At 35.2% G+C, this 24,452-nt stretch carries 22 protein-coding genes and 1 pseudogene; 18 read left to right on the top strand and 5 right to left on the bottom strand.

Annotated features, from left to right (window positions below; all coding sequences use genetic code 11):
- Positions 1-15: 15 nt before the first annotated feature.
- From pdaA to truA, 4 genes are all read left to right on the top strand, one after another.
- Positions 16-798 carry a delta-lactam-biosynthetic de-N-acetylase gene (pdaA, locus tag AC1DS7_RS14335; RefSeq protein WP_002029593.1) on the top strand — a complete coding sequence of 261 codons (783 nt, stop codon included), beginning with the start codon at positions 16-18 and terminating at the stop codon, positions 796-798.
- Positions 799-857: 59 nt separating this feature from the next.
- Entirely contained in the window at positions 858-1,721 is an 864-nt protein-coding gene (locus AC1DS7_RS14330) for a DNA-3-methyladenine glycosylase family protein (protein WP_002140272.1), read from the top strand.
- 10 nt (positions 1,722-1,731) lie between these two features.
- A complete protein-coding gene (rlmD, locus tag AC1DS7_RS14325) occupies positions 1,732-3,111 on the top strand; it encodes a 23S rRNA (uracil(1939)-C(5))-methyltransferase RlmD (RefSeq protein WP_476999069.1) in 1,380 nt (459 codons plus the stop codon).
- Positions 3,112-3,194: 83 nt separating this feature from the next.
- Positions 3,195-3,932, top strand: coding sequence for a tRNA pseudouridine(38-40) synthase TruA (gene truA / locus AC1DS7_RS14320; RefSeq protein WP_002125027.1), 738 nt, complete (start codon positions 3,195-3,197; stop codon positions 3,930-3,932).
- 51 nt (positions 3,933-3,983) lie between these two features.
- On the opposite strand, the gene AC1DS7_RS14315 is transcribed toward truA, so the two are convergent.
- Positions 3,984-4,181, bottom strand: a complete 198-nt coding sequence (locus AC1DS7_RS14315) for a hypothetical protein (protein ID WP_002140273.1) — start codon at positions 4,179-4,181, stop codon at positions 3,984-3,986.
- A gap of 81 nt (positions 4,182-4,262) precedes the next feature.
- Positions 4,263-5,666, bottom strand: coding sequence for a sigma-54 interaction domain-containing protein (locus tag AC1DS7_RS14310; RefSeq protein ID WP_476999068.1), 1,404 nt, complete (start codon positions 5,664-5,666; stop codon positions 4,263-4,265).
- A 301-nt stretch (positions 5,667-5,967) separates the two neighbouring features.
- Here AC1DS7_RS14310 and AC1DS7_RS14305 point away from each other — a divergent pair, with 301 nt between their 5' ends.
- The 3 genes from AC1DS7_RS14305 to AC1DS7_RS14295 all read left to right on the top strand — a co-directional run bounded on the left by AC1DS7_RS14305 (position 5,968) and on the right by AC1DS7_RS14295 (position 9,119).
- Entirely contained in the window at positions 5,968-6,222 is a 255-nt protein-coding gene (locus AC1DS7_RS14305) for a biotin/lipoyl attachment domain-containing protein (RefSeq protein ID WP_002010281.1), read from the top strand.
- A 105-nt stretch (positions 6,223-6,327) separates the two neighbouring features.
- A complete protein-coding gene (locus tag AC1DS7_RS14300; RefSeq protein ID WP_476999067.1) occupies positions 6,328-7,749 on the top strand; it encodes an amino acid permease in 1,422 nt (473 codons plus the stop codon).
- A gap of 47 nt (positions 7,750-7,796) precedes the next feature.
- Positions 7,797-9,119, top strand: coding sequence for an acetylornithine deacetylase (locus AC1DS7_RS14295; protein ID WP_476999066.1), 1,323 nt, complete (start codon positions 7,797-7,799; stop codon positions 9,117-9,119).
- A gap of 97 nt (positions 9,120-9,216) precedes the next feature.
- On the opposite strand, the gene AC1DS7_RS14290 is transcribed toward AC1DS7_RS14295, so the two are convergent.
- Complete coding sequence (locus tag AC1DS7_RS14290; protein WP_002029602.1) at positions 9,217-9,870, bottom strand: helix-turn-helix domain-containing protein; 654 nt, start codon at positions 9,868-9,870, stop codon at positions 9,217-9,219.
- A gap of 137 nt (positions 9,871-10,007) precedes the next feature.
- Between AC1DS7_RS14290 and ytaF the strand changes: the two genes are divergently transcribed.
- Positions 10,008-10,619, top strand: a complete 612-nt coding sequence (gene ytaF / locus AC1DS7_RS14285) for a sporulation membrane protein YtaF (protein ID WP_002029603.1) — start codon at positions 10,008-10,010, stop codon at positions 10,617-10,619.
- Positions 10,620-10,781: 162 nt separating this feature from the next.
- Here ytaF and AC1DS7_RS14280 read toward each other — a convergent pair whose 3' ends face one another.
- On the bottom strand, positions 10,782-11,126 hold the full coding sequence (locus tag AC1DS7_RS14280; protein WP_016103267.1) for a DUF3969 family protein: 345 nt from the start codon (positions 11,124-11,126) through the stop codon (positions 10,782-10,784).
- Between the two features lie 172 nt (positions 11,127-11,298).
- Positions 11,299-12,228 carry a glutaminase A gene (gene glsA, locus AC1DS7_RS14275; RefSeq protein ID WP_002029606.1) on the bottom strand — a complete coding sequence of 310 codons (930 nt, stop codon included), beginning with the start codon at positions 12,226-12,228 and terminating at the stop codon, positions 11,299-11,301.
- A gap of 324 nt (positions 12,229-12,552) precedes the next feature.
- On the opposite strand from glsA, the gene nagE reads away from it, so the two are divergent.
- From nagE to pflB, 10 genes and pseudogenes are all read left to right on the top strand, one after another.
- On the top strand, positions 12,553-14,055 hold the full coding sequence (nagE, locus tag AC1DS7_RS14270; protein WP_003187209.1) for an N-acetylglucosamine-specific PTS transporter subunit IIBC: 1,503 nt from the start codon (positions 12,553-12,555) through the stop codon (positions 14,053-14,055).
- A gap of 264 nt (positions 14,056-14,319) precedes the next feature.
- Entirely contained in the window at positions 14,320-15,570 is a 1,251-nt protein-coding gene (locus AC1DS7_RS14265) for a serine hydrolase domain-containing protein (protein WP_002140279.1), read from the top strand.
- Positions 15,571-15,910: 340 nt separating this feature from the next.
- Complete coding sequence (locus AC1DS7_RS14260) at positions 15,911-16,312, top strand: LSm family protein (protein ID WP_002125041.1); 402 nt, start codon at positions 15,911-15,913, stop codon at positions 16,310-16,312.
- Positions 16,313-16,328: 16 nt separating this feature from the next.
- Positions 16,329-16,523, top strand: a complete 195-nt coding sequence (locus tag AC1DS7_RS14255) for an LSm family protein (RefSeq protein WP_002029614.1) — start codon at positions 16,329-16,331, stop codon at positions 16,521-16,523.
- A 13-nt stretch (positions 16,524-16,536) separates the two neighbouring features.
- Positions 16,537-18,084, top strand: coding sequence for a glycosyltransferase family 2 protein (locus tag AC1DS7_RS14250; RefSeq protein WP_476999065.1), 1,548 nt, complete (start codon positions 16,537-16,539; stop codon positions 18,082-18,084).
- Positions 18,074-19,318: a nucleotide sugar dehydrogenase gene (locus tag AC1DS7_RS14245; protein WP_215588707.1), complete on the top strand. Its 1,245-nt coding sequence runs from the start codon at positions 18,074-18,076 to the stop codon at positions 19,316-19,318. The genes AC1DS7_RS14250 and AC1DS7_RS14245 overlap by 11 nt, the downstream gene beginning before the upstream one ends.
- The gene (locus AC1DS7_RS14240; RefSeq protein WP_002140285.1) at positions 19,315-20,280 is read left to right on the top strand and encodes an NAD-dependent epimerase/dehydratase family protein; all 966 of its coding nucleotides are present in this window, start codon (positions 19,315-19,317) and stop codon (positions 20,278-20,280) included. Before AC1DS7_RS14245 ends, AC1DS7_RS14240 begins: the two co-directional genes overlap by 4 nt.
- On the top strand, positions 20,273-21,817 hold the full coding sequence (locus AC1DS7_RS14235) for a glycosyltransferase family 2 protein (RefSeq protein ID WP_476999097.1): 1,545 nt from the start codon (positions 20,273-20,275) through the stop codon (positions 21,815-21,817). Before AC1DS7_RS14240 ends, AC1DS7_RS14235 begins: the two co-directional genes overlap by 8 nt.
- Positions 21,789-22,008, top strand: a pseudogene (locus AC1DS7_RS14230) (hypothetical protein). The gene AC1DS7_RS14235 and the pseudogene AC1DS7_RS14230 overlap by 29 nt, the downstream one beginning before the upstream one ends.
- 152 nt (positions 22,009-22,160) lie before the next feature.
- Positions 22,161-24,410 carry a formate C-acetyltransferase gene (gene pflB / locus AC1DS7_RS14225; RefSeq protein ID WP_061674651.1) on the top strand — a complete coding sequence of 750 codons (2,250 nt, stop codon included), beginning with the start codon at positions 22,161-22,163 and terminating at the stop codon, positions 24,408-24,410.
- Positions 24,411-24,452 lie beyond the last annotated feature (42 nt).

Below are 24,452 nucleotides of genomic sequence, written 5' to 3'. Positions count from 1 at the left end.
GAAAGGAGACTATTTATGAAATATAAATGGTTATATATAGGTCTCATTTTTTCAATTATGATGGCACTTGTTCCAGTTTCAACATTTGCTTATACGAATACACCACATAACTGGGGAATCCCACGTCCTAAAAATGAAACGGTGCCAGATGCAGGGAAACTATATACAGAATTACTACAAAAAAATGGTGGGTTTTATTTAGGAGATACGAAGAAAAAAGATATTTATTTAACATTTGATAATGGATACGAAAATGGATATACAGGAAAGATTTTAGATGTACTGAAGGAGAAAAAAGTACCAGCAACTTTCTTTGTGACGGGACATTATATAAAAACACAAAAAGATTTATTATTAAGAATGAAAAATGAAGGACATATTATTGGTAATCATTCTTGGAGTCATCCAGATTTTACAACAGTAAATGATGCAAAACTTCGTGAAGAATTAACGAGCGTAACGGAAGAGATTAAAAAAGTTACTGGGCAAAAAGAAGTGAAATATGTACGCCCTCCGCGAGGCGTGTTTAGTGAAAGAACGCTAGCGCTTACGAAAGACATGGGATATTATAACGTGTTTTGGTCGCTTGCATTTCTTGATTGGAAAGTAGATCAGCAAAGAGGATGGCAATACGCTCATAATAATGTAATGACTATGATTCATCCAGGATCTGTTTTGTTACTTCATGCAATATCAAAAGATAATGCAGAAGCACTTGCGAAAATCATTGATGATTTGCGCGAGAAAGGGTATCATTTTAAAAGCCTAGATGATTTAGTAAAAAGCAATCAACCGTAAGCATGTATGCTTGCGGTTTTCTCATGCTATAATGATGTGTAAAAAGGATGGGGAAACGTATGTGGAGCGAACATGTTACGTTAGAATATCCGTACCATTTTGAGGAAGTACTAAAGCGTTTATCTTTCGACCCGTTAAACGTTATTCAATTAGACGAGAAAGTAATTTATGTCCCGGTTTTTATAGACGAAGAACAGATTGTTGTTCGTTTGCAAGGGATTGGTACTGTTCAAAATCCACAGTTTTGGATCTCTAGTCAGGCAGGAGATCAAGAGAAAGTAATGAAACGAATGAGATCCATTTTTCACTGGAATGAACCGTTTCAAAATATACAAAATCATTTTTTAAACACATCATTACGTCCACTATTTGAAACATATGCTTATACTCCAATTATTTTAGAATTTGATTATTTCGCTTGTCTTCTTCGCTGTATTATTCATCAACAAATAAATTTGAAATTTGCTACTGTGCTAACAGATCAATTTGTAAAACGATATGGGACAGAGAAGAACGGCGTTTTCTTTTTCCCAACACCAGAAAGAGTAGCAAACATTTCAATAGAAGAATTGAGAGAGCAGAAGTTTAGTCAGCGAAAAGCCGAATATATAGTAGGATTAGCAAAACATATTGTAGGCGGTAAATTAGATTTAGCAAGGATACAAAACGAAACAGAAGAAGAAGTATCGGCACAATTGTTACCAATAAGGGGTATTGGAGCATGGACAGTGCAAAACTTTTTAATGTTTGGGCTTGGTCGGAAAAATATGTTTCCAAAAGCAGACATTGGAATTCAGCGCGCAGTGCAAGGTGTATTTCAATTAGATAATAAGCCTGATGATGCATTTTTAGAAAAAGTGAAACAAGAGTGTGAACCATATTGCAGTTATGCAGCGTTATATTTATGGAAAAGTATAGAGTAGAGGTGTAATAATGATACAAAAGCAACAAGAGAGTAAGTTGGAAGTTGGTCAAACGTTTCCTGTGACAATTAAACGTCTTGGGATTAACGGAGAAGGCGTTGGTTATTTTAAGAGACAAGTTGTTTTCATTCCAGGGGCATTACCAGGAGAAGAAGTTGTTGCTGAAGCAACGAAAATTCAGCGTGGCTTCGCTGAAGCGAAAGTGAAAAAAGTTCGTAAATCCTCACCACATCGTGTGAAAGCACCATGTTCAGTATATGAGGAGTGTGGTGGCTGTCAATTGCAGCATTTAGATTATAAAGAACAATTAAATCAAAAGCGTGATATCGTTGTACAAGCATTTGAGAAGTACATGAATAACAGTCTGGAAGAGAAAATTCGTCCGACGCTTGGTATGGAAAATCCATGGCATTATCGTAATAAAAGTCAATTGCAAGTGGGGCGTAAAGACGAAAAGGTTATTACAGGGTTATATAAGCAAAACTCACATCAGTTAATTGATATTTCTCATTGCATGATTCAGCATAAAGCAACGAATGAAGCGACAAAAGTTGTAAGACGTATATTAGAAAAATTAAATGTTTCTATTTACAATGAGAAAAAACAAAAAGGTTTAGTACGCACAATTGTGACACGTACTGCAGTTCAAACAGGGGAAGTGCAAGTCACACTTATTACAACAAAAGAAGAATTACCAAATAAAGATCAATTTATCGCAGAAGTGCAAAAACAAATGCCAAGTGTTAAATCAATTATGCAAAACGTAAACTGGCGTAAAACATCTGTTATTTTCGGTGATAAAACATTTAAATTAGCTGGAAAAGAAGTAATTCAAGAAACACTAGGTGATTTATCATTTGAATTATCAGCACGCGCATTCTTCCAATTAAATCCAGAACAAACAGTTGTTTTATACGATGAAGCGAAAAAAGCAGCTGCTTTAACAGGAAACGAGAAGATTGTGGATGCGTATTGTGGTGTCGGTACGATTGGACTTTGGCTTGCGAATGATGCAGCGGAAGTACGTGGTATGGATGTAATTCCAGAAGCGATTGAAGATGCAAAGAAAAATGCAAAACGCCACGGATTCACAAATGCAAAGTATGAAGCTGGTAAAGCGGAACAATGGTTACCAAAGTGGGTAAAAGAAGGCTGGCGTCCAGATGTCATTGTTGTCGACCCACCGCGTACAGGTTGTGATGATAAATTACTTGAAACGATTTTAAAAGTGAAACCGAAACAAGTTGTTTACGTGTCTTGTAACCCGTCCTCATTAGCACGTGATGTGGAAACATTAATGGAGAGCTATGAAGTGGAGCATGTACAACCAGTTGATATGTTCCCGCATACTGCGCATGTAGAAAATGTAGTGAAACTTGTTAGAAAGTAACATTCAATAAGGATATGTCCCTCACAAAGCAGGAGCTATGTGAGGGTATATTTTATTTAGCGAATGGAAGTAAGGAGAATATAATGAACAATTATAAATTGACGATTCAATATGATGGTGCGCGTTATAAAGGGTGGCAACGTCTTGGTAATAATGACAATACGATTCAGGGGAAAATCGAAAGTATAATATCTGAAATGGTCGGAAAAGAAATTGAAATTATCGGCTGTAGTAGAACGGATGCTGGTGTACACGCTTTGAATCAAGTAGCTAACTTTCAAAGTGATGAGAAGTTAGTAGAACATAAAGTAAAAAAGTATTTAAATCAATATTTACCAAATGATATTAGTATTACGAGTGTAGAAGAAGTACCAGATCGTTTCCATGCTCGTTACAATTCTAAAGCAAAAACATATCTTTATAAAATTTGGAATGAAGAGCATACGAACCCATTTATGCGTAAATACAGCATGCACGTGAATAAACAATTAAATGTGAAAAGCATGAAAGAAGCTGCGAAACATTTAGTTGGTTCACATGACTTCACTGCCTTTTCAAATGCAAAGTCTAAGAAAAAATCTATGGTTCGAGAAGTGTATACACTTGATGTTTCCGAAGAATCAGGATTTGTACAAATTAGAGTAAGTGGTAACGGATTCCTTCATAACATGGTGCGGAAAATTGTTGGAGCATTAATTGAAGTTGGATTAGGGCAATTAGAGGCGGACGCAATTCCAAACATTTTAGAGGAAAAACAACGTAATCAAATTAATTGTCTTGCTGAGGCGAGTGGATTGTATTTGGAGAATGTTGAATTTTAATAATAAGTAAAAAATCGAGCTGATAAGGCTCGATTTTTTTGCACTCTGAAATTAAGAAGATTTCTCTTTCTTCATACGTAGCTTCAAATTCCAAAAAGCAGCAAGCATAATAGCTGCAAAGGAGCCGCTAATTGTGCCTAAGAGCTTTGCATGAGGAAAGCTGCTCATATCAATGAATAGCATTATACATAGAATGGTAGGGAAAAGACCTAAGTAGTGTAATAACTTCAACTTCTTATCATTACTCATATACATTGCCCCTTTCTAGCATATTATACGTTTATTATAACATATTTTACCAGTTTCTTTACACTTGGAGAAAGATTCATTTCATATGTGCAAGTGCAATTTTTTAATTCGATATTGTAAGTTTTGTCTACTCAATCCTAAAAATTTTGCGGCTTGTGAGATATTACCTTTATTTTCTTTAAGAATTTGATGGATATATTTCTTTTCCATTTCTTCGATTATACGTTTTAAAGTTTGTGGCGTATCAGTATTGTGACTAGTTAGCAGAGTCTGCATATTCAGTTCCTTTTTTGCTAGTTCGCGAAAGTGCGTTGGCATATGGAACGCTGTAATGATATCTTCATCTTCTATTAAGTTCATGGAGCCTTCAATTATATGTTCTAGTTCTCTCACATTACCAGGCCAATCGTATTTATAGAAGAAGTTATTTACGTTTAAATCTACATCTTTTACGCTAAGATCAAATTGGATATTGTATTTTTCAATAAAGTGTTGAACAAGATATGCAATATCTTCTTTTCGTTCCCGTAAAGGTGGAAGACATAAAGTAACAACGCTTAATCGGTAATATAAGTCTTGTCTTAATCGATTGTGTGCTATGGCTTCAAGAGGATCTTCATTAATAGTTGMTATAATACGAACATCAATTTCTTTTTCTTGCGCCCCCCCAATTCTTCGTATTGTTTTCTCTTGTATAGCACGCAATAATTTAGCTTGAAGTGCTGGGCTTAATGAGTTGATTTCATCTAATAACAAAGTTCCCCCATTTGCCTCTTCAAATAAACCAGGTTTATCTATTGCCCCTGTAAAAGCACCTCGATTTGTACCAAATAGTAAACTTTCCATTAAGGTTTCTGGTATAGCGGCACAGTTTTGCGAAATAAATGGTTTTGTTGAACGCTGGCTTTCATTATGGATGCTTTGCGCAAATAGCTCTTTACCGGTCCCTGTTTCCCCGATTATAAGTATGGAGGATGGCGTACGTATTACTCTCTTTGCTTCTGTAATGACCGATTGAATAGCTCTAGAATCACCAATTATGTGATCAAAGGTAAACTTAGTATTTTGTTTTCGAGAAAGGTTCGTTTTCATTGTTTGTTTTAAATGACTAATCTCTTTTGAAATTTCAATAGCGCCTTTAATTTTTCCATTTTCTATTATAGGAAAAGTATCGTTAATCGTCGTAATCTCTTGTCCTTTATTGTTAAAATACGTTTGTTTTATATTTTTGTTTGTTTTTCCAAGTTTTAAAGCCTCTATAAGAGTACTATTTTTATTTTCTTCAAATGCAAATACTTCTAAAGGATTTTTATCTAGCACATCTAAGCGATCCATTGATTCAATTTCCATCATTTTACGGTTATAGATAATCGTTTTACTTTCCTCATTAATAATATGGATCCCAATATCTAGTTCATTGAGTAAAGTTTCGTATAGCACATTCATTTCAATAATCTTTTTAAAATTGATTTCTTCTGTATGCATGTATTATCTTCTCCTCGTTATACCCTATGAAGACTGACTTTTTATAATTTTATTAAAATTCTTATAAAATCGCAAAATTTTTTTGCTATTTTCTCTTAAAAATTTTCAAATGATAGAAAATTTTTGCGGTTATGCAGATTTTTTTCGTAAGAAATCCTAATTTTACATAGGTATTGAGGTTGGTACGTATTTTGCATGAATAGTAGTTAAGATCTCTAAATTTAAAGAGTAGGGGGATTATGAATCTTTATAGTGTATGCAACGTTTCAGTTTCAATTAATAAGAGGGAGGAATTTATAAAGTGAAGACGGTTATAGAAGGCGTGTATAGTCCTTGTTACGGGAAAGTAGAGAAATTATTTGTTACTGAAAGTTCTTACGTATATGAGTGGGAAAAATTAGCGTTAATTGAAACAATAGATAAGCAGCAGGTGGAAATTAAAGTGGGAATCAGTGGTTATATCGAATCATTAGAAGTGGTAGAAGGACAAGCTATCGCTGATCAAAAACTATTAATAACAGTGAGGGATGACCTTTTAATAACAGGTAGTGATTAATAGTAGTAATATGTATTTTGCTCTTTTAAATAATTATTTTTACTATGAAGAATTTTAAAAACGCTTACATTAAATGGGTTTGCAAAGTGAAAAGGGGGGATTTATATGATGGATCAAAACCAGGGATTAAAAAGAGAATTGAAAAGTCGGCACATATTTATGATTGCACTCGGAGGGGTTATTGGTACTGGGCTTTTTTTAGGATCCAGTTATACAATTCATGAAGCTGGACCTGGAGGAGCGATTGTAGCGTATCTTGTCGGTGGATTTGTTATGTATTTAACGATGCTCTGTCTTGGAGAGTTAGCGGTTGCGATGCCTGATGCAGGATCGTATCAAACATATGCTACAAAACATATTTCACCTGCAGCGGGTTATGTAGTGGGATGGATGTCATGGCTAAACTGGACGGCTACGATAGGCATTGAATTAATTGCAGTTAGTATATTAATGAAACGTTGGTTTCCAGATGTATCATCATGGATTTGGTGCGTAGTGTTTGCCGTATTGCTCTTTGTTATTAATGCGTTATCTTCAAGAAGTTTTGCGGAGGTTGAATTCTGGTTTGCAAGTATTAAAGTAATTACAATTATTGCATTTATCATTTTGGGCGGGGCAGCAATGTTTGGTTTTCTAGATATGAAAGGAAATGAACCAGCGCCGATGTTTTCTAGCTTTACTGATTATGGTGGATTGTTCCCAAATGGATTATCAGCCATTTTAATTACGATGATTGCAGTTAATTTTTCCTTCCAAGGAACAGAACTAGTTGGTATTGCAGCTGGTGAGAGTGAAAATCCAGAGAAAACTATCCCGAAGGCAATTAATAATACAGTTTGGCGCATACTTATTTTCTTTGTACTATCTATTTTTATTCTTGCGGGACTATTTCCTTGGCAGCAAGCAGGCGTGATAGAAAGTCCATTCGTAGTTGTATTTGATAAAATTGGTATTCCTTATGCGGCTGATATTATAAATTTTGTTATTATTACAGCTGTACTATCAGTTGCGAATTCAGGATTATATGCAACTTCCCGTATGCTATGGTCTATGTCTAATCAAGGAATGATTAGCCCGATTTTTGGTAAGTTATCTAAAAACGGTGTTCCTATTTATGCATTGATTGTAAGTACGTTTGTAGGGTGTCTCTCATTACTATCAGGTATTTATGCGGAAGATACAGTTTATTTATGGCTTCTTTCAATTGCAGGGTTCGGAGCAATATTAGTTTGGGCATCTATTGCTCTTTCAAATTTATTGGCTAGAAGGACATATTTGAAGCAAGGCGGGGATATTAAGGACTTAAAATTTAAAACACCACTGTATCCATTTGTTCCAATTCTTGCTTTAGTATTAAATTTAACAGTAATTGTAGCTATGGCTTTTATTCCAGAACAAAGAATGGCATTATATTGTGGTATTCCATTTATGATTGTTTGTTTACTGTTTTATCGTGCTACTAGAAATAAGAGAAGTAAAGTAGAATATATTGAAAAGACAAATACAACCGAATTAGAAAGTTTATAATAGTGATTAATTTGGAGACTGTAAGATTGTAAACAGTCTCTTTTTTTGTGAAAATAAATTTGGAAACATACTACGTATGCAAAGGGGAATTAGCAATGAATCAAGAAGTTTCACAGCTATTAGAACAGATTGATTTACGAAAAGAGGAGCTACTAGAACTTACAAAAACTTTAATTCGTTTTGAAACACCAGCACCACCAGCAAGAAATACAAATGAGGCGCAAGAATTTGTTGCGGAGTTTCTAAAAAAACGAAATTTTAGTATTGATAAGTGGGATGTATATCCAAATGATCCGAATGTTGTTGGAGTGAAAAAGGGGACAGCAAGTGAGTCACATAAAAGTCTCATTATTAATGGACATATAGATGTTGCAGAAGTATCAAAGGACGAACCGTGGGAAACAAAGCCGTTTGAGCCGTTTATAAAAGATGGTTGGTTAGTTGGGAGAGGCGCGGCAGATATGAAAGGTGGACTAGCTGGAGCCTTATTTGCTATTCAGCTTTTAGAAGAAGTGGGGATTGAATTACCTGGAGATTTAATTTTTCAATCGGTAATTGGCGAAGAAGTAGGAGAAGCAGGGACACTTCAATGTTGTAAGCGTGGTTATGATGCTGATTTTGCAGTAGTAGTTGATACAAGTAATTTACATATGCAAGGGCAGGGCGGCGTAATTACTGGATGGATTACAGTGAAAAGCCCGCAAACGTTTCATGATGCAACACGTAGACAAATGATCCATGCTGGAGGACGTCTATTTGGAGCGAGTGCGATTGAGAAAATGATGAAGATTATCCAAAGCTTACAAGAATTAGAGCGTCATTGGGCAGTCATGAAAACATATGAAGGCTATCCATCTGGAACAACAACAATTAATCCAGCTGTTATTGAAGGAGGACGTCATGCGGCATTTATTGCGGATGAGTGCCGATTGTGGATAACCGTACATTTTTATCCAAATGAAACGCATGAACAAATAATAGAAGAAATAGAAGAGTATTTAGGAAAAGTGGCAGCAGCAGATCCATGGTTAAGAGAGAACCCACCACAATTTAAGTGGGGCGGAGAATCAATGATTGTGGATCGTGGCGAAATTTTTCCTTCTTTAGAAGTAGATAGCGAACATGTTGCTGTCAAAACGCTAAGTTCAGTACATGAATCTATTTTATCTAAAAATGCAATTTTAGATATGTCAGCAACGGTAACTGATGGCGGATGGTTTAGTGAGTTTAACATTCCAGCTGTTATTTACGGACCAGGTACATTAGAAGAAGCTCATTCAATAAATGAGAAAGTTGAAGTTGAGCAGTTAATTGAATTTACAAAAGTAATAACAGCGTTCATATATGAATGGTGTCATACAAAAAAATAGATTAGTATATTGAAATTGTACAGGTATGTACTTGTACGCTTTTTTAGTGAACTATTTCAGAGTTGAACATAAACAACTGAAATAGTTCTTTATTTTTCTATGTTTTTCGTTTTATTTCAATTAATTTCTCTTTAGCTAATTCAACGGCAATCGCATCATCTAAATAGCCGATTGGAAAAAGATAATCGGGGATAATGTCTGTTGATAAAATGAAATATAGTAAGGCACCCCCAATAATTGCACGCTCTTCGGTTGAAATGGTTTCTGTACAAAATTGTTGGTACATATTTGTTAATTGCTCAATGAAAGGACCAGCACTATCAATTTGTTCTATTTTACTTTTGAAACTCTCGTGAATACGTTTTTCGCCTTCAGTAGTTTGAGCATAGCGCTCGTAATTTTCAAGTTCTTGTTTTACACGAGTTGTTGTGTATTCGAAGTCGAATAGGTTAGAGGATTGTAATGTTTGTTGAATTGTATCGAGAGATGTGTACATATCTGCTTTTTCCTTATTTATGTGTGGAGAGTTAGGGTACATTTCATCAAGTAATAATTGCGGTGGAACTTGTAGACAGTTTGCGAATTTTTGTAAATGGTTTTGCTTCGGTTGTTGTTTGCCATTAATTATTCTTGAAATTGTTGCAGGATCAATATTTGTAAGTGTTCCTAGTTGGCGCATAGATAGAGCGCGCTCCTTTAACAGTTTCTTTATTAATTTACCGAGCCGCTCATTTGGATTTCCATTGGGCATAATGTAGGCACTCCTTTTCTATTGTCTATCGTTGAAAAAATGTTGAGCATTTATTACAAGTATATGAAACAGACAGGCACAGTTGCTCAACATTTTCATAATATGCAACGAAAAGTGAGAAAAGGGGTGACTGTACGATGAGTACGGCAGGTTTATTTTCAATTTTTTTAATCGGGATTGCGTCTAATTTAGATAATGCAGGTGTTGGGATTGCATATGGCATTCGTAAAATTCGAATTTCGTGGCTTAACAATTTTATCATCGCATTTTTTGGATTTTTATTTACTTTACTAGCTGGATTTTTTGGGAATTGGATCGCATTATTTATTTCAGAGTTCACAGCAAACATTATTGGAGCAGTCGTTTTAGGAATAATCGGGGTGTTTATTTTATGTCAGCCTTTCTTGAGTCAAAAAGATACCGTAGAATCTAAAGATAGTAGTGTACTTATGGGGGTTTTACGTAATCCAGAAAAAGCAGATTTTGATGGTTCTAAAACAATTAGTTTTTCTGAAGCAATTGTTTTAGGAGTTGCATTGTCCATAAACAATATTGCAGGTGGATTTGATGCTGGAGTAACAAATTTAAATCTTTGGCTTACGGCATGTATTTCTGGAGTTTTTAGTTTTATTTGTATTAGTGGTTTTACGTATGTTGGTAAAAGATTTTTAGCTGAATACTTAGGGAAATGGGCAACTATAATTGCAGGTGTGTTATTAATTCTTATTGGAATTGATCAATTGTTGTAAGAAGGATAGGGAAAACAGTATTCGAGTATTTCCTTGGAAATACACTAAAAAATTGCATATATCGACGTGAAATCTTTTCACGGTAATGAAAAATTGTAAGTATTATACAAATTTTTGGTGTAAAAAGGTTTAAAAAAGTAAAAGCACCTGTATAGGTGCTTTTTAGCGTATATCTTCAATTAGTTGTGCACATTCTTCATCATGCATACTGTACTCACTTAAAACTTGAATACAAAGCCATTTCAGTTCTTCGATACTATGCTCAAGTTCTTCGGGAAGTACATGGTAAATGTCTTCAAGTCCCATTCCGAAATGAATAAGTTCTAGTACTTGATCATCGATGTTCCGATCCATTAATAGTTCAAGCACTTCTAAATTGAATATGTATCGGTGAGCTTCATCGAGTGAAACAACTTTTAGTTTCAAACTTTCTACAATACTCAATATGAAAAGAAGAATTGTTTTTTCGAGAACAGGTTGTTTCTCCATTTGAAATATGAGTTTCATCTTTTACACCTCCACATACAGCGCTAGGTTGTACTATATTATTCAGGAGGGGGGAGCAAATATGCATAATAAAGAGAACTTTTATTACTGTTTTTTGAAGTGTGTTGATGCCTAGTAGAACGGATTTTTGTGAAATAAAAAATCCTGCCAATATAGCAGGATAACTTCTAAATTAAAACATACTCCAACCTTCTTGGGCAGAAAGTAATTCAAGAATTTTAAAACCAGCGATACTATTTCCGTTTGCATCTAAAGCTGGTCCGAAAATACCGATTCCCATTTCGCCTTTTACGCAGCCGAAAATGCCGCCTGCTACACCACTTTTTGCAGGGATTCCAACACGAATTGCAAATTCACCAGATTCATTATACATCCCGCAAGTAACCATAAATGTTTTACAAATTTTCGTAATATGTTTAGGGATGATCTGTTTCTTTTTATAAGGATCATATCCATCCATTGCAAAGATTAAACCAATACGTGCTAGGTCGATACAGTTAACCTCAATTGCACATTGACGCGTATATAAATCCATAAGTTCTTCAATATCGTTATCGATGATGCCATTTTGTTTCATATAGTAACAAAGTGAACGGTTTAAGTAAGCTGTTTCTAATTCAGAAGTGGCAACTTTAGAAGAATAACTAATAGTAGGATTGTCTGTTATATCACGCACAAATTGAAGAATGCGTTCCATCTTCTCCTCGTTATCATTACCAGCTAGCATACTTGTAATAGCTAATGCACCCGCATTAATCATTGGATTAAGAGGCTTGGAAGAACTTGTTGTTTCAAGCTTAATAATAGAATTAAATGGGTCACCAGTTGGTTCCATTCCAACTTTAGAAAATACATATTCTTCACCACGGTCTAAAAGGGCAAGAGCAAGTGTAATTACTTTAGAAATACTTTGAAGAGTAAATAGTGTTTGTGAGTTACCAGCATGGATATATTCTGTTTCTTTATGAAAAATGGCAATCCCTAGATCATTTGGATTTGCATTTCCTAGTTCGGGGATATAAGTAGCAAGTTTTCCTTTTTTCGTATATGGTTTTACTTGTTCTAACAACTGCTGTAAGTTGTTTGTTTCAATGCACTGCATAGTACCAACGCTCCTATTTCGAATTAACTAAGTTTACTTTTCCCGATATGCTCGGAAATAAATAATAACATGAAAAAGTGGAATGATAAAACGAAAGTTGAATGTTCTATAGTGAGTCTTCAGTTTCGATTATTCCGTGTTATAAAAGGAAAATTTTCCTTTTATATAACAGTTTGGAAATAGGAGATTTATCCATAAAAAGTTCGGAAATAAAAACTACACATCTATACAACTATATGTTATTATGGTTATGTAAATAGAAAGCGTTTTCTAAGGCGTACTTATAATGATAACGATTTCATAAATTTGATAGGGGGAATTAAGATGTTGCAGTTTTTACAACGTATTGGTAAAGCGTTAATGCTTCCAATCGCCGTACTACCAGCAGCAGGATTATTGCTTCGTTTAGGGCAACCAGATGTATTTAATATTCCTGTTATGGCACAGGCCGGCGCAGCGGTTTTTGATAATTTAGCACTTATTTTTGCAATTGGTATTGCAATCGGTCTTTCAGTTGATGGTAGTGGTGCAGCAGGTCTTGCAGGTGCAATTGGTTATCTAGTTATGAAAAACAGTATTGATGCACTTAGTAAGGGATATTCTACTGCAGAATTACAAGATAAATTAGGTAAAGTCCAAGATTTAATAGGAAATAGCGCAAATGTAGATCCATCTAAGCTTGCAGATACAATGACACAAGTATCTAAGGCAGCCGAATTATCGACTAAAGTGGATATGAAAGTTTTAGGTGGTATTATTGTCGGTGTTATAGCAGGATTCCTTTATAATAAATTCCATAAAATTAAACTTCCAGAATGGTTAGGTTTCTTTGCTGGAAAACGTTTCGTTCCGATTGTTACATCGGTTGTAATGCTAATATTAGGAATTCTATTCGCACAAATTTGGCCAGCAATTCAAAATGGTATCGATGCATTAGCTCATGGAATTGTTAATTTAGGTGCAGTTGGTTCAGGTCTATTTGGTTTATTAAACCGTCTATTAATCCCAATTGGTTTACACCATGTAATGAACACATATTTCTGGTTCGTATTTGGTGACTTTACAAATGCAGCAGGTAATGTTGTAAATGGTGATATCGCTCGCTTCCTTGCAGGGGATAAAACAGCAGGTATGTTTATGACTGGTTTCTTCCCAGTTATGATGTTCGGTTTACCAGCAGCATGTTTTGCAATGATTGCAGCTGCTAAACCAGAAAAACGTAAAATGGTTACAGGTATGTTAGGTGGCCTAGCATTAACTTCATTCTTAACTGGTATTACAGAACCTATTGAATTCTCATTCATGTTCTTATCACCATTATTATATGGTATTCATGCCGTGTTAACAGGTATATCTTTATTCGTAACAACATCACTTGGCATTCACGATGGTTTCACATTTAGTGCCGGTGCAATTGATTACTTCTTAAACTTTGGTATTGCAACAAAACCAGTGTTACTAGCAGGAATCGGTTTAATTTACGCAGCAATTTACTTCGTAGTATTCTACTTCTTAATTAAGAAGTTCGACTTGAAAACTCCTGGTCGTGAAGATGACGATGAGTTAGCTGAAGAGGGTGATGCACCAGTTGCAGGTTCAATTGGTGAAACTTACGTAGCAGCTTTAGGCGGAAAAGAAAACTTAACAGTTATTGATAACTGTGCAACGCGTTTACGCTTACAAGTGAAAGATGCAGGTTTAGTAAATGAACCAGCATTAAAACGCGCAGGTGCAAAAGGCGTTATGAAATTAAGTAACACAAGTGTACAAGTTATCGTAGGTACAAATGTTGAATCTGTTGCCGATGATATGAAAAAACACGTATAAATAGTTAGATAAGAGGATATCCAAAAAGATTGATAACACCAGTCTTTTACAGGATATCCTCTTTTATTATGTTGAAATTTTAAAGGGAATCTTACTTTTGTAAATTTTCTTTTTCTTTTTTATACATATAGGTTGGTAATATGTTCAGCGCATGATAAAGTAGGGATGATATAGAATGGAATGTCTATAATCTACTGAAATGATTTGGAGAAAGTCTTGTGTAGAGGAATTAAATTATCGGTAAATAAGGGGAAAAAGGTAATCATGGATCAGGAAAAAAATACTGTTAATGGGAAAGTACGTCGTCCGATTGTATACATAAAAAGAACAATCATTCTCGCCCTACTATTTTCACTTGTATATTTCATGTATACAAAAATTGTTGCGCATAATAAAAAAGAGGAAACTTTAAAAGCAGCAGCAGAAATGAAGAAGCAAGAAGAGATAAAAAAGATAGAAGAAGTGAAAAGGCAAGAAGCTGAAAAACAAAGAAAACAAAAAGAACAGGAAGAACAGATAAAACAGGCGCAAGTTATAGAGAAACCTGCTGAGGGACCGCCTCAAGAAATTAATGAAAACGCTCAATTGGATCAATATTTACAGAGCATGGGATTTAGTGGGACAGCTGTTATTGTGAAGAATGGGAAAGTTCTTGTGAATAAAGGATACGGCATGGCTAATAAAGAGAAGCAAGTGCCGAATAATTCAGAGACGACCTTTTATATTGGCTCTATTTCAAAAGCATTTGTGGCGACTGCTATTATGCAATTAAAAGATCAAAATAAGTTACAAGTAGAGGATACAGTTGCAAAGTATATTCCAGACTTTCCTCAAGGTAATAGCATTCAGTTAAAACATCTATTAACACATACATCAGGCATTCCGGAATATGAGCAGGGAAAAGAGGATATTTCTCATGAAGAACTGATAAAGCGGATAGGAAATCAAAAGCGTATCGGGAGTCCAGGAGAGAAATGGAAGTATTCCGATTCGAACTACTCTATACTTGCTTACATTGCTGAGAAGGTAAGTGGACAGTCGCTCGAAGAATATATAAAACAACATATTTTTGCGACTGCGGGTATGAAACATTCTGGTTTCGGTACAGCGTTGGAACAAACAAGATTCCCATCAACGGGTTATAAAATAGTGAATAACAATATGACAACACCTAATATTCCAAGCATGTCACAACTATATGGTTGTGGTGATATATATACGAGCGCGCATGATTTATATTTATTTAATGAAGCACTCTTTTCTGGAAAATTAATTTCAAAAGAGAGTTATAATCAAATGTTTACAGCCGTGAAAAAGGATTATGGATTTGGCTGGTATGTAGATCCAGGAAGCTATTCAAATCACGGTGTAATGCCAGGTTGGAATTGCTTAAATGGTTTTAGTAAAAATGGTAGTGTATATGTGGTTTTATTATCTAACATTCAAAATAACATTAAATCATTTGGTAAAGTGAATAACGACATTTATACGATGTTGCGGAATATTGAAGTGTAAGAGGCTATCCTTTTGGATAGTCTTTTTTGTATTGAGGAAATATATGTGCGGTTCGATGATGAAATAAATGGAAAATGGGAGGTTTATGAGTATACATAAGCATCATGCACGCAATGCGAAACGAATTTTGTGTATTACGGTGTAGCTGCCATTGTGACAATTGAAAATTAATATATACATATAGATAGATGGGAAACTATCGATCTTTTTTTATGCCCTGAAACAATTATTTCTTTTAGAAAATGTATGCCTTACCTATCACAAAAAAAGTCTGCTTTGTATAAATTAAGATGTATGGATGTAAATTTTTATACTTTAAAAATAATAGGAGGAGAAGCATATGTGTCTGTTCAGAAAATATTGGCATAAATTATCCAGACTGTTTAATAGACAATTAGGCTATTTTTTAGATGACAAGTTACTGCCTGCTGTGGAACGACTTTTATTTTCACAAAACTTTGCGAGATTTATTCAAAGAAATTCTAAGCAAGCTACGGAAGAGTTTATAGAATCAAGTCAATTTCAATCTATTATTTGTAACATTTTAAAAGAATGCAATACATCACCTTTTAAGGAAATTGCAAAGCAATATTTAGGTAAAAACGTAGAAATTACTGTGACAGTTGGACAGTTAATAGGTGTTATTGTAGCAGTTGGTGACGATTTCTTAACGCTGCAAGAAGGAATAGGAACTGAAGTTTTATTACCATTTACAAGTATTATATCAATGAAAGAAGTGTAAGAAAGGAGACTTATATATGTTATTTACTGATGAATTGCGTAACCATGTTGGTGAATTAGTGCAAGTTGTGACAGCGGTCGAAATTGTTGCAGGTATTCTTTTATCTGTTACGGACGGGGCAGTAAGTGTTCGTACATCTCCTTCTTATGGACCACCTGAAGATGTACTTGTGCGTATTCCTATTATTGCTTATGTTCGCTTGGAAGGGTAAGAGTGATACAAGTATGAGAATATCAGTTGTTATTCCAGCGCATAATGAAGCAAGTACTTTATCACAAGTTTTAGTAGAAGTGGAGAAGCTGAAGCCGTATGAAATTATTGTAGTAGATAATGGATCGACAGATGGAACGAATGAAGTCGCATTACAGCATAGTTGCCATGTAATTTATTATAAACATTCTCTTGGTAATGATGTAGGAAGGGCAATTGGAGCTAGAGAAGCAAAAGGTGAAATTGTATTGTTTTTAGATGGTGACATCGTTATTGAGAGTAAAGAGCTACAACGTTTCGTGAAAGGAGTTCAGCAAGGGCATCAAATTGTTGTGAATAATTTAACATGGTCTGTTTATTTAAAGATGAGACCACACTATACGACAGTTGGAAAATTCATGTTGAATCGTTATTTGAATAAAAAAGAGCTTGTTGTTGGTTCTTTAATCGCAATTCCACATGCGATGAATCGAGATGTTATTGAGAATCTTGGGTGGTGGAATTTAGCAGATCCAGCACTCTTTCAAGCGATGGCGATGTCTAGAGGAGTAGATATTGCCGATATGGCTTCGGTCGATGTAATTCACACGAATAAGGTTCGTCCTGTGCATACGGGTACATCACCTGGTTCTCCTTATCCGAAGGCGACTAGTCGTATTATGGGTGATCATTTGTGTGCTTTGCAATACGTAATCGAAACATATGGTAAACGTGGCGGTTTTTCGGAGGGAAACAGGGATAGAGAGTTTATAGGGAAGTATAAACCAGTTTTATTACAAAAGGAAAAAGCGAAATACAGTGCTATTATACCCGTATCAGAAGAAAAAATGACTATAAGATCTGTCATACAGGAAGTGAAAAAGGCAGGTGTAGATGAAATTATAGTTGTTGCGAATGGAGCAGATACCGAGACAATTAAACAAGCAAAGCTAGAGAATGTTATTGTAGTTGAATTCGCGAAGGCACTTGGACATAATGTAGCACGAGCGATAGGGGCTATGCATGCTACGGCAGATATTTGTTTATTTGTTGATGGTGATTTTGCTATTCCGGCAAAAAAGCTAATTCCATTTTTGCATGCTATTGAAGACGGAAATGATGTGGCGTTAAATGATTTGCAATGTTTGTTAGATATGTTTCACCCGGCAGATCCAATTAGTATGGGGAAATATTTCGTGAATTTGGTAGCGAAACGACCAGATTTATGGAACAACTCATTAACGGCAGTGCCACACGCTATGCATAAAAAGGTAATAGAGAAAATTGGATATGATTCCCTTATCATTCCACCATTAGCTCAAATGAAAGCTATTTTAGAAGAATGCTCTATTACAGCAGTGGAATTTGTAGATGTTATAAAAACAAATCGAGTACGTCCAGAGCAACATGGGTTTGTAAATGGAAGAATTCCTGCATTCGATCGTATTTTCGGTGATCAGCTTGAGGCGATTGCTTATTTATTACAACATACGAATGAGCGCGGGAGTTTTACAGACGGAGAAAGGGATAGAGATATAATACTACAATTGAGAAGGGAAGAAGAGAATATAGATGAATGCTAGTAGTAAAGTAACCATTATTGGATTAGGATATGTTGGCCTTCCTTTAGCGGTCCTTTTTGCAGAAAGAGGACATGCTGTACTTGGATTAGATAAAGATAATAGGAAGATAGAATCAATAATTAAAGGAGAAAGTTATATTCCTGATGTTTCTTCTAACGTATTACAAAATTTATTGAACGAGAGAAAATTAATAGTAAATACACCAGATAAAGGTTTTGCAGAGTTCCAAAATAGTGAGTATGTTATTGTGACTGTGCCTACGCCAATTAATGAGAATAAAGAACCCGATTTAAGTGCACTCGTTTCAGCCTCCCATTATATACAACAACACCTTCAAGAAGGACAAACCTTCATTTTTGAAAGCTCCACATATCCAGGTACACTGGAGGAAGTTATCATTCCTATTATTTCTCAAACAGGTAAAAAGGTAGGAGAAGATTATTATATTGGGTATTCTCCAGAGCGAATTGATCCAGCGAATAGCCGGTATTCAGTTGAAACAATTCCAAAAGTTATTAGTGGACAAACCGAGCAGTGTAAACAAAAAGTACAGGATTTGTATAGCAATATATTTGATGTAGTCGTTCCAGTTAGTTCTCCGAAAGTAGCGGAGATGTGTAAGCTATTTGAAAACATTCAGCGCTTAGTTAATATTTCATTAGTAAATGAGTTAAATATACTTTGTGAAAGTTTGAATATTAATTTTTATGAGGTGCTTGAAGCGGCATCTACAAAACCGTTTGGATTTACTCCGTATTGGCCAGGACCAGGAATAGGAGGACACTGTATTCCGGTAGATCCTTTATATTTTCAATGGAGAATAAGAAAGGCTGGAGCAATTAGTCAATTAATTGAGGCAGCACATGTAATTAATGAAGAAATGCCAGCGAAAATAATCGGGAAAGTAAAAGGTGTGGTGCAATCACCCGCAACGGTTTTAATAGTAGGGATTGCATATAAGAAAGATGTAAATGATTTGAGAGAATCACCGGCGTTGCCAATTATTCAATTATTAATAAAAGAAGGATACAAGATAGAATATCATGATCCGTATATTTCTACAGCGAAAATTGGAGATACACTATATCAATCTGTTCCATTAGATGAACAAAGAATTAAACAAGCAAATTGTATTTTAATTGTAACGGATCACTCTAGCATCGATTGGAATCTTTTTAAAGGGATTGAGCGATTAATAGATACACGTGGAATCGTAAAGAAGGTGAGTGTATGAGTGAAAAATGTTTAATTACAGGTGGAGCAGGATTTATTGGTTCGCATTTAGCTGAAGAGTTGGTGAAAAGAGGTTATGAAGTTACTATTGTGGATAACTTCTATAAAGGAAAAAATAAATATCATAATGAGTTAATGAAAGAGCTCCGGGTTATTCCAATAAGCGTTTTAGATAAAAATTCAATTTATGAATTAGTGAATCAACATGATGTGGTGTTTCATTTAGCTGCAATTTTGGGAGTCAAAACTACAATGGAAAAAAGTGTAGAGCTTATTGAAACAAATTTCGATGGAACGAGAAATATTTTACAAGCAGCGTTAAAAGGGAAGAAGAAAGTAGTATTTGCATCTACTTCTGAAGTATATGGAAAGGGAGAGCCGCCATTCTCTGAAGAAGGAGATCGTTTATACGGTGCAACTTCCAAAATACGTTGGAGTTATGCAATTTGTAAAACGTTAGAGGAAACATTATGTTTAGGGTACGCATTAGAAGGTTTACCTGTAACGATTGTTCGTTATTTTAATATTTATGGTCCAAGAGCGAAAGATGGTCCGTACGCAGGAGTAATTCCACGATTTATTCGTGCGGCTTTGCAAGGTGACGATATTCTCGTGTATGGAGATGGAAAACAGACACGCTGCTTTACGTATGTAAGTGATGCGGTCGAGGCAACAATTCGTGCAATGGATGAGAAGGTAAATGGTGAAATTATTAATATAGGTTCTGAGAATGAAAAAAATATAAGGGTAGTAGCGGAAGATATAAAAAAATTAACGAAGTCTATTTCCAAAATTGTGCACGTGCCATTTGAGGAAGTATATCCACATGGATTTGAAGAGATTCCAAATAGAAGACCAGACGTAACGAAATTAAGAGAACTCGTTCAGTTTCAAGCGAAAGTAACGTGGGAACAAGGATTGAAAGAAACTATTAAATGGTTTCGTGAAGAAAACAATGGCTAAGTCGTTATCAGTTATTATTCCCGTATGTAATGAAGTGGATACGATTTCAGATGTGGTTCAATCGGTAAAAACATTGAATCCAGTAGAGATTATTGTATTAGCAAATGGTTGTAATGATGGTACAGAAGCGATTGCTGAGAGCTTAGGATGTACAGTAATCCAGCATAAAGAGTCACTTGGTAACGACGTTGGACGCGCAGTTGGTGCAAAACATGCGATAGGTGATGTATTACTGTTTGTAGATGGAGATTTTGCTATTCAAACTTCAAAATTACAATTATTCCTTAATCCGATTTTACATGATCAGGCGGACATCGTTTTAAATAATTTGGACGCATTATTTTTAAAGAAACAAAAACCGCACTCCGTGACAGTATGGCGCCAAATATTAAATGCAATGTTAGAGCGTGAAGAATTAAAAATTGATTCTTTATTATCTGTACCTCATGCGCTGACGAAGGAAGTTGTGCAAAGTATTGGAGACGAATGTTTTGTTAATCCTATTGTGGCTCATCTACGCCTAGCACAAAGTAAATGGAGAATTAGTCGTCATTGTGCAATTGACGTTATTACGCCAAATAAATTTCGTCCATTCGAGCATGCTGCATATGGCACGGATCTTTCTCAATCTGAAAAACGAATGATAGGTGATCATATAGAAGCTGTAGCAGAGCGGATATTAGGCAGCGATGGGCGCGGAGGATATTATGATGGAAATAGGAAAAGAGAGAGTGTCTATCATACTCTAAATTTTGAAGATTTTTATCAAGGATGGGGCGTTACATCTAATTTGTATAAAGGAGAGCAATTATCGGTAATTATTCCTGTGCAAAATGAAGAGAAAACAATTGGAAACGTTATAGAAGAGCTTCGCAAAATTGAACCTTTTGAAATCATCGTTGTTGTAAATGGTTCGTCCGATAAAACGGCAACAATTGCAAAAGACAAGGGAGCAACAACAATTGTGTATAAAGAAGCACTTGGAAACGATGTGGGGCGTTCGCTTGGAACTTATTTTGCAAAAGGAGAAATTGTTTTATTTATAGACGGTGATTTTGTTATTCCAGCTAGTGAGCTATATCCCTTTGCAAAGGCTATTGCAGATGGAACGGATGTCGCATTAAATGATTTAAATCATTATTTAGATTTGAGAGTACCACTTCATCTTGTAACAGCATTTAAATATGCATTAAATTTAGCTTGTGATAGAAAAGATTTAGGAGTAGGCTCTCTTATTGCTGTACCTAATGCGTTTAGTCGTACTTGTTTGAAGGAAATAGGGTATAAATCATTATTGTCACCTTGTGTAGCACAAGTTAAAGCTGTACTTTCAGGTTTTGAAATCGCTTGTGTAAGTCGTGTTGATGTTGATAAGATGAACCGTATTCGTCCCAGTGAACATTTCGCAAAAATAGGTCATCCTCCAGCTGTCCTTCGAATTATTGGTGATCATATAGAAGGATTAGAGCAATTAATTGCATTAACAAACAGTCGTGGTGGATTTTACGATGGAAATAGAAAAAGAGATGTTTTATAGTGGTAACAAAAAAAGTGTACAACGTATGTACACTTTTTTTGCTCTGTTATAAAAACTATAACAGATTAGGAGATAAGAGTATTACAGATCTACAATGGGTATCGTTCTTATATTACAAAATAGGACTCGTATATAAGAATACCAAAAAAATACAATTAAAGAAAGGGTTAATTCTAAAGAGTTTTATGTGAGGTTAACACTATGTATGTAGTAGTGTGCTCAACATTTCACAAACATGTCACAACTATTTCGTCCACTTCCGAAAAAAAGTAGTATTCTAAGTGTGTAAGCTGTTATATAAAAAAACGTAGTCCTGTACTAATCAAAAATGGAGGAGATTAGGATGACTCAAGTATTAGAGAATGTAAAAAGCGCGTGGGAAAACTTTAAAGGTGAAAAATGGAAAGCAGAGATTGATGTTCGCGATTTCATTTTAAATAATGTAAACGTTTACGAGGGAGAAGACTCTTTCTTAGCGGAAGCAACTGAAGAAACGAAAAAACTTTGGGATCAAGTAATGGATTTAACAACAAAGGAACGTGAAAACGGTGGCGTTCTTGATATGGATACAAAAATTGTTTCTTCTATTACATCACATGAACCAGGATATTTAAATAAAGATATTGAAAAAGTGGTCGGTTTCCAAACTGATAAACCATTTAAACGTTCTTTACAACCATATGGTGGTATTCGTATGGCAGAACAAGCTTGTGAAGCGTATGGATATGAAATGGATAAAGAACTTAGCAAGATTTTCAGAGACTGGCGTAAAACTCATAATCAAGGTGTATTTGATGCATACACACCAGAAATGAAAGCGGCTCGTAAATCAGGTGTTATTACTGGTCTTCCAGATGCGTATGGACGTGGACGTATTATCGGTGACTATCGCCGCGTAGCGCTATATGGTATAGATCATTTAATTGAAGCGAAAAAAGCTGATTATAATTTAACTGGCGGTGTAATGAGCGAAGATACAATGCGTTTACGTGAAGAATTATCTGAGCAAATGCGTGCACTTCAAGAGTTAAAACAGATGGCTGCTTCTCATGGATTCGATATTTCTAAGCCAGCTACAAATGCACAAGAGGCCTTCCAATGGTTATACTTTGCTTATCTTGCAGCAATTAAAGAGCAAAACGGGGCAGCAATGAGCCTTGGACGTACCTCTACATTCTTAGATGTTTACATTGAAAGAGATTTAGCAAATGGTACTTTAACAGAAGAAAAAGCACAAGAAATTGTTGACCATTTCATTATGAAATTACGTCTTGTGAAATTTGCAAGAACACCTGATTATAATGAACTATTCTCTGGAGATCCAACTTGGGTAACTGAATCTATCGGTGGTATGGCGTTAGACGGTCGTCCGTTAGTAACAAAAAACTCATTCCGTTTCTTGCATACATTAGATAATTTAGGACCAGCACCAGAACCAAACTTAACAGTTCTTTGGTCTAAACAACTACCAGAGAACTTTAAAAACTACTGTGCAAAAATGTCTATTAAAACATCAGCAATTCAATACGAAAATGATGACATTATGCGTGCTGACTACGGTGATGACTACGGTATTGCTTGTTGTGTATCAGCAATGAGAATTGGTAAACAAATGCAGTTCTTTGGAGCACGTGCAAACTTAGCGAAAGCATTACTATATGCGGTTAACGGTGGTAAAGATGAAAAGTCAAAAGCACAAGTTGGTCCTGAATACGCACCAATTACTTCTGAAGTATTAGATTATGAAGAAGTTATGCGTAAATTCGATATGACAATGGAATGGTTAGCTGGTCTATACTTAAATACATTAAATGTAATTCACTATATGCACGATAAATATAGCTATGAACGTATTGAAATGGCACTTCACGATACAAATGTTCTTCGTACAATGGCAACAGGTATCGCTGGATTATCTGTAGTAGCAGACTCTTTAAGTGCAATTAAATATGCACAAGTAAAACCAATTCGTGATGAAAATGGTATTGCAGTTGATTTCGAAATTGAGGGAGATTTCCCTAAATACGGTAACAATGATGATCGTGTAGATGAAATCGCAGTAAATCTTGTGAAAACATTTATGAACAAGATTCGCAAACATAAAACATACCGTAATTCTGTTCATACAATGTCAATCTTAACAATCACATCTAACGTTGTATACGGTAAGAAAACTGGTAACACTCCAGATGGACGTCGTACTGGAGAACCATTTGCACCGGGGGCAAACCCAATGCATGGCCGTGATACAAAAGGTGCATTAGCATCATTATTATCTGTAGCTAAATTACCATATGAAGATGCACAAGATGGTATTTCAAATACATTCTCTATTATTCCAAAAGCACTTGGTAAAGAAGATGATGTACAAGTACGCAACTTAGTATCTATGCTTGATGGATATGCAATAAAAGAAGGACACCACTTAAATATTAACGTATTTAACCGTGAAACATTAATGGATGCAATGGAGCATCCTGAAAAATATCCACAATTAACAATTCGTGTATCTGGTTACGCTGTTAACTTTATTAAATTAACTCGTGAACAACAAATTGATGTAATAAACCGTACAATGCATGAAAGCATGTAAGTGAAAAAAGTGTCCCTCTGCTTTTAATATATAGCGGAGGGA

It is taken from the genome of Bacillus sp. P4_E1, from assembly GCF_056401715.1.
This window is presented reverse-complemented; position numbering and strand designations above follow the sequence as displayed.

Bases quoted from the DNA above. Each gene is read 5' to 3' on its own strand.
- AC1DS7_RS14290 (WP_002029602.1), bottom strand. From the start codon at position 9,870: ATGCCCAATGGAAATCCAAATGAGCGGCTCGGTAAATTAATAAAGAAA.
- AC1DS7_RS14300 (WP_476999067.1), top strand. From the start codon at position 6,328: ATGATGGATCAAAACCAGGGATTAAAAAGAGAATTGAAAAGTCGGCAC.
- truA (WP_002125027.1), top strand. From the start codon at position 3,195: ATGAACAATTATAAATTGACGATTCAATATGATGGTGCGCGTTATAAA.
- AC1DS7_RS14250 (WP_476999065.1), top strand. From the start codon at position 16,537: ATGAGAATATCAGTTGTTATTCCAGCGCATAATGAAGCAAGTACTTTA.
- nagE (WP_003187209.1), top strand. From the start codon at position 12,553: ATGTTGCAGTTTTTACAACGTATTGGTAAAGCGTTAATGCTTCCAATC.
- AC1DS7_RS14280 (WP_016103267.1), bottom strand. From the start codon at position 11,126: ATGAAACTCATATTTCAAATGGAGAAACAACCTGTTCTCGAAAAAACA.
- AC1DS7_RS14265 (WP_002140279.1), top strand. From the start codon at position 14,320: ATGGATCAGGAAAAAAATACTGTTAATGGGAAAGTACGTCGTCCGATT.
- AC1DS7_RS14255 (WP_002029614.1), top strand. From the start codon at position 16,329: ATGTTATTTACTGATGAATTGCGTAACCATGTTGGTGAATTAGTGCAA.
- AC1DS7_RS14260 (WP_002125041.1), top strand. From the start codon at position 15,911: ATGTGTCTGTTCAGAAAATATTGGCATAAATTATCCAGACTGTTTAAT.
- AC1DS7_RS14315 (WP_002140273.1), bottom strand. From the start codon at position 4,181: ATGAGTAATGATAAGAAGTTGAAGTTATTACACTACTTAGGTCTTTTC.
- pflB (WP_061674651.1), top strand. From the start codon at position 22,161: ATGACTCAAGTATTAGAGAATGTAAAAAGCGCGTGGGAAAACTTTAAA.
- rlmD (WP_476999069.1), top strand. From the start codon at position 1,732: ATGATACAAAAGCAACAAGAGAGTAAGTTGGAAGTTGGTCAAACGTTT.
- AC1DS7_RS14245 (WP_215588707.1), top strand. From the start codon at position 18,074: ATGAATGCTAGTAGTAAAGTAACCATTATTGGATTAGGATATGTTGGC.
- AC1DS7_RS14240 (WP_002140285.1), top strand. From the start codon at position 19,315: ATGAGTGAAAAATGTTTAATTACAGGTGGAGCAGGATTTATTGGTTCG.
- pdaA (WP_002029593.1), top strand. From the start codon at position 16: ATGAAATATAAATGGTTATATATAGGTCTCATTTTTTCAATTATGATG.
- ytaF (WP_002029603.1), top strand. From the start codon at position 10,008: ATGAGTACGGCAGGTTTATTTTCAATTTTTTTAATCGGGATTGCGTCT.
- glsA (WP_002029606.1), bottom strand. From the start codon at position 12,228: ATGCAGTGCATTGAAACAAACAACTTACAGCAGTTGTTAGAACAAGTA.
- AC1DS7_RS14235 (WP_476999097.1), top strand. From the start codon at position 20,273: ATGGCTAAGTCGTTATCAGTTATTATTCCCGTATGTAATGAAGTGGAT.
- AC1DS7_RS14330 (WP_002140272.1), top strand. From the start codon at position 858: ATGTGGAGCGAACATGTTACGTTAGAATATCCGTACCATTTTGAGGAA.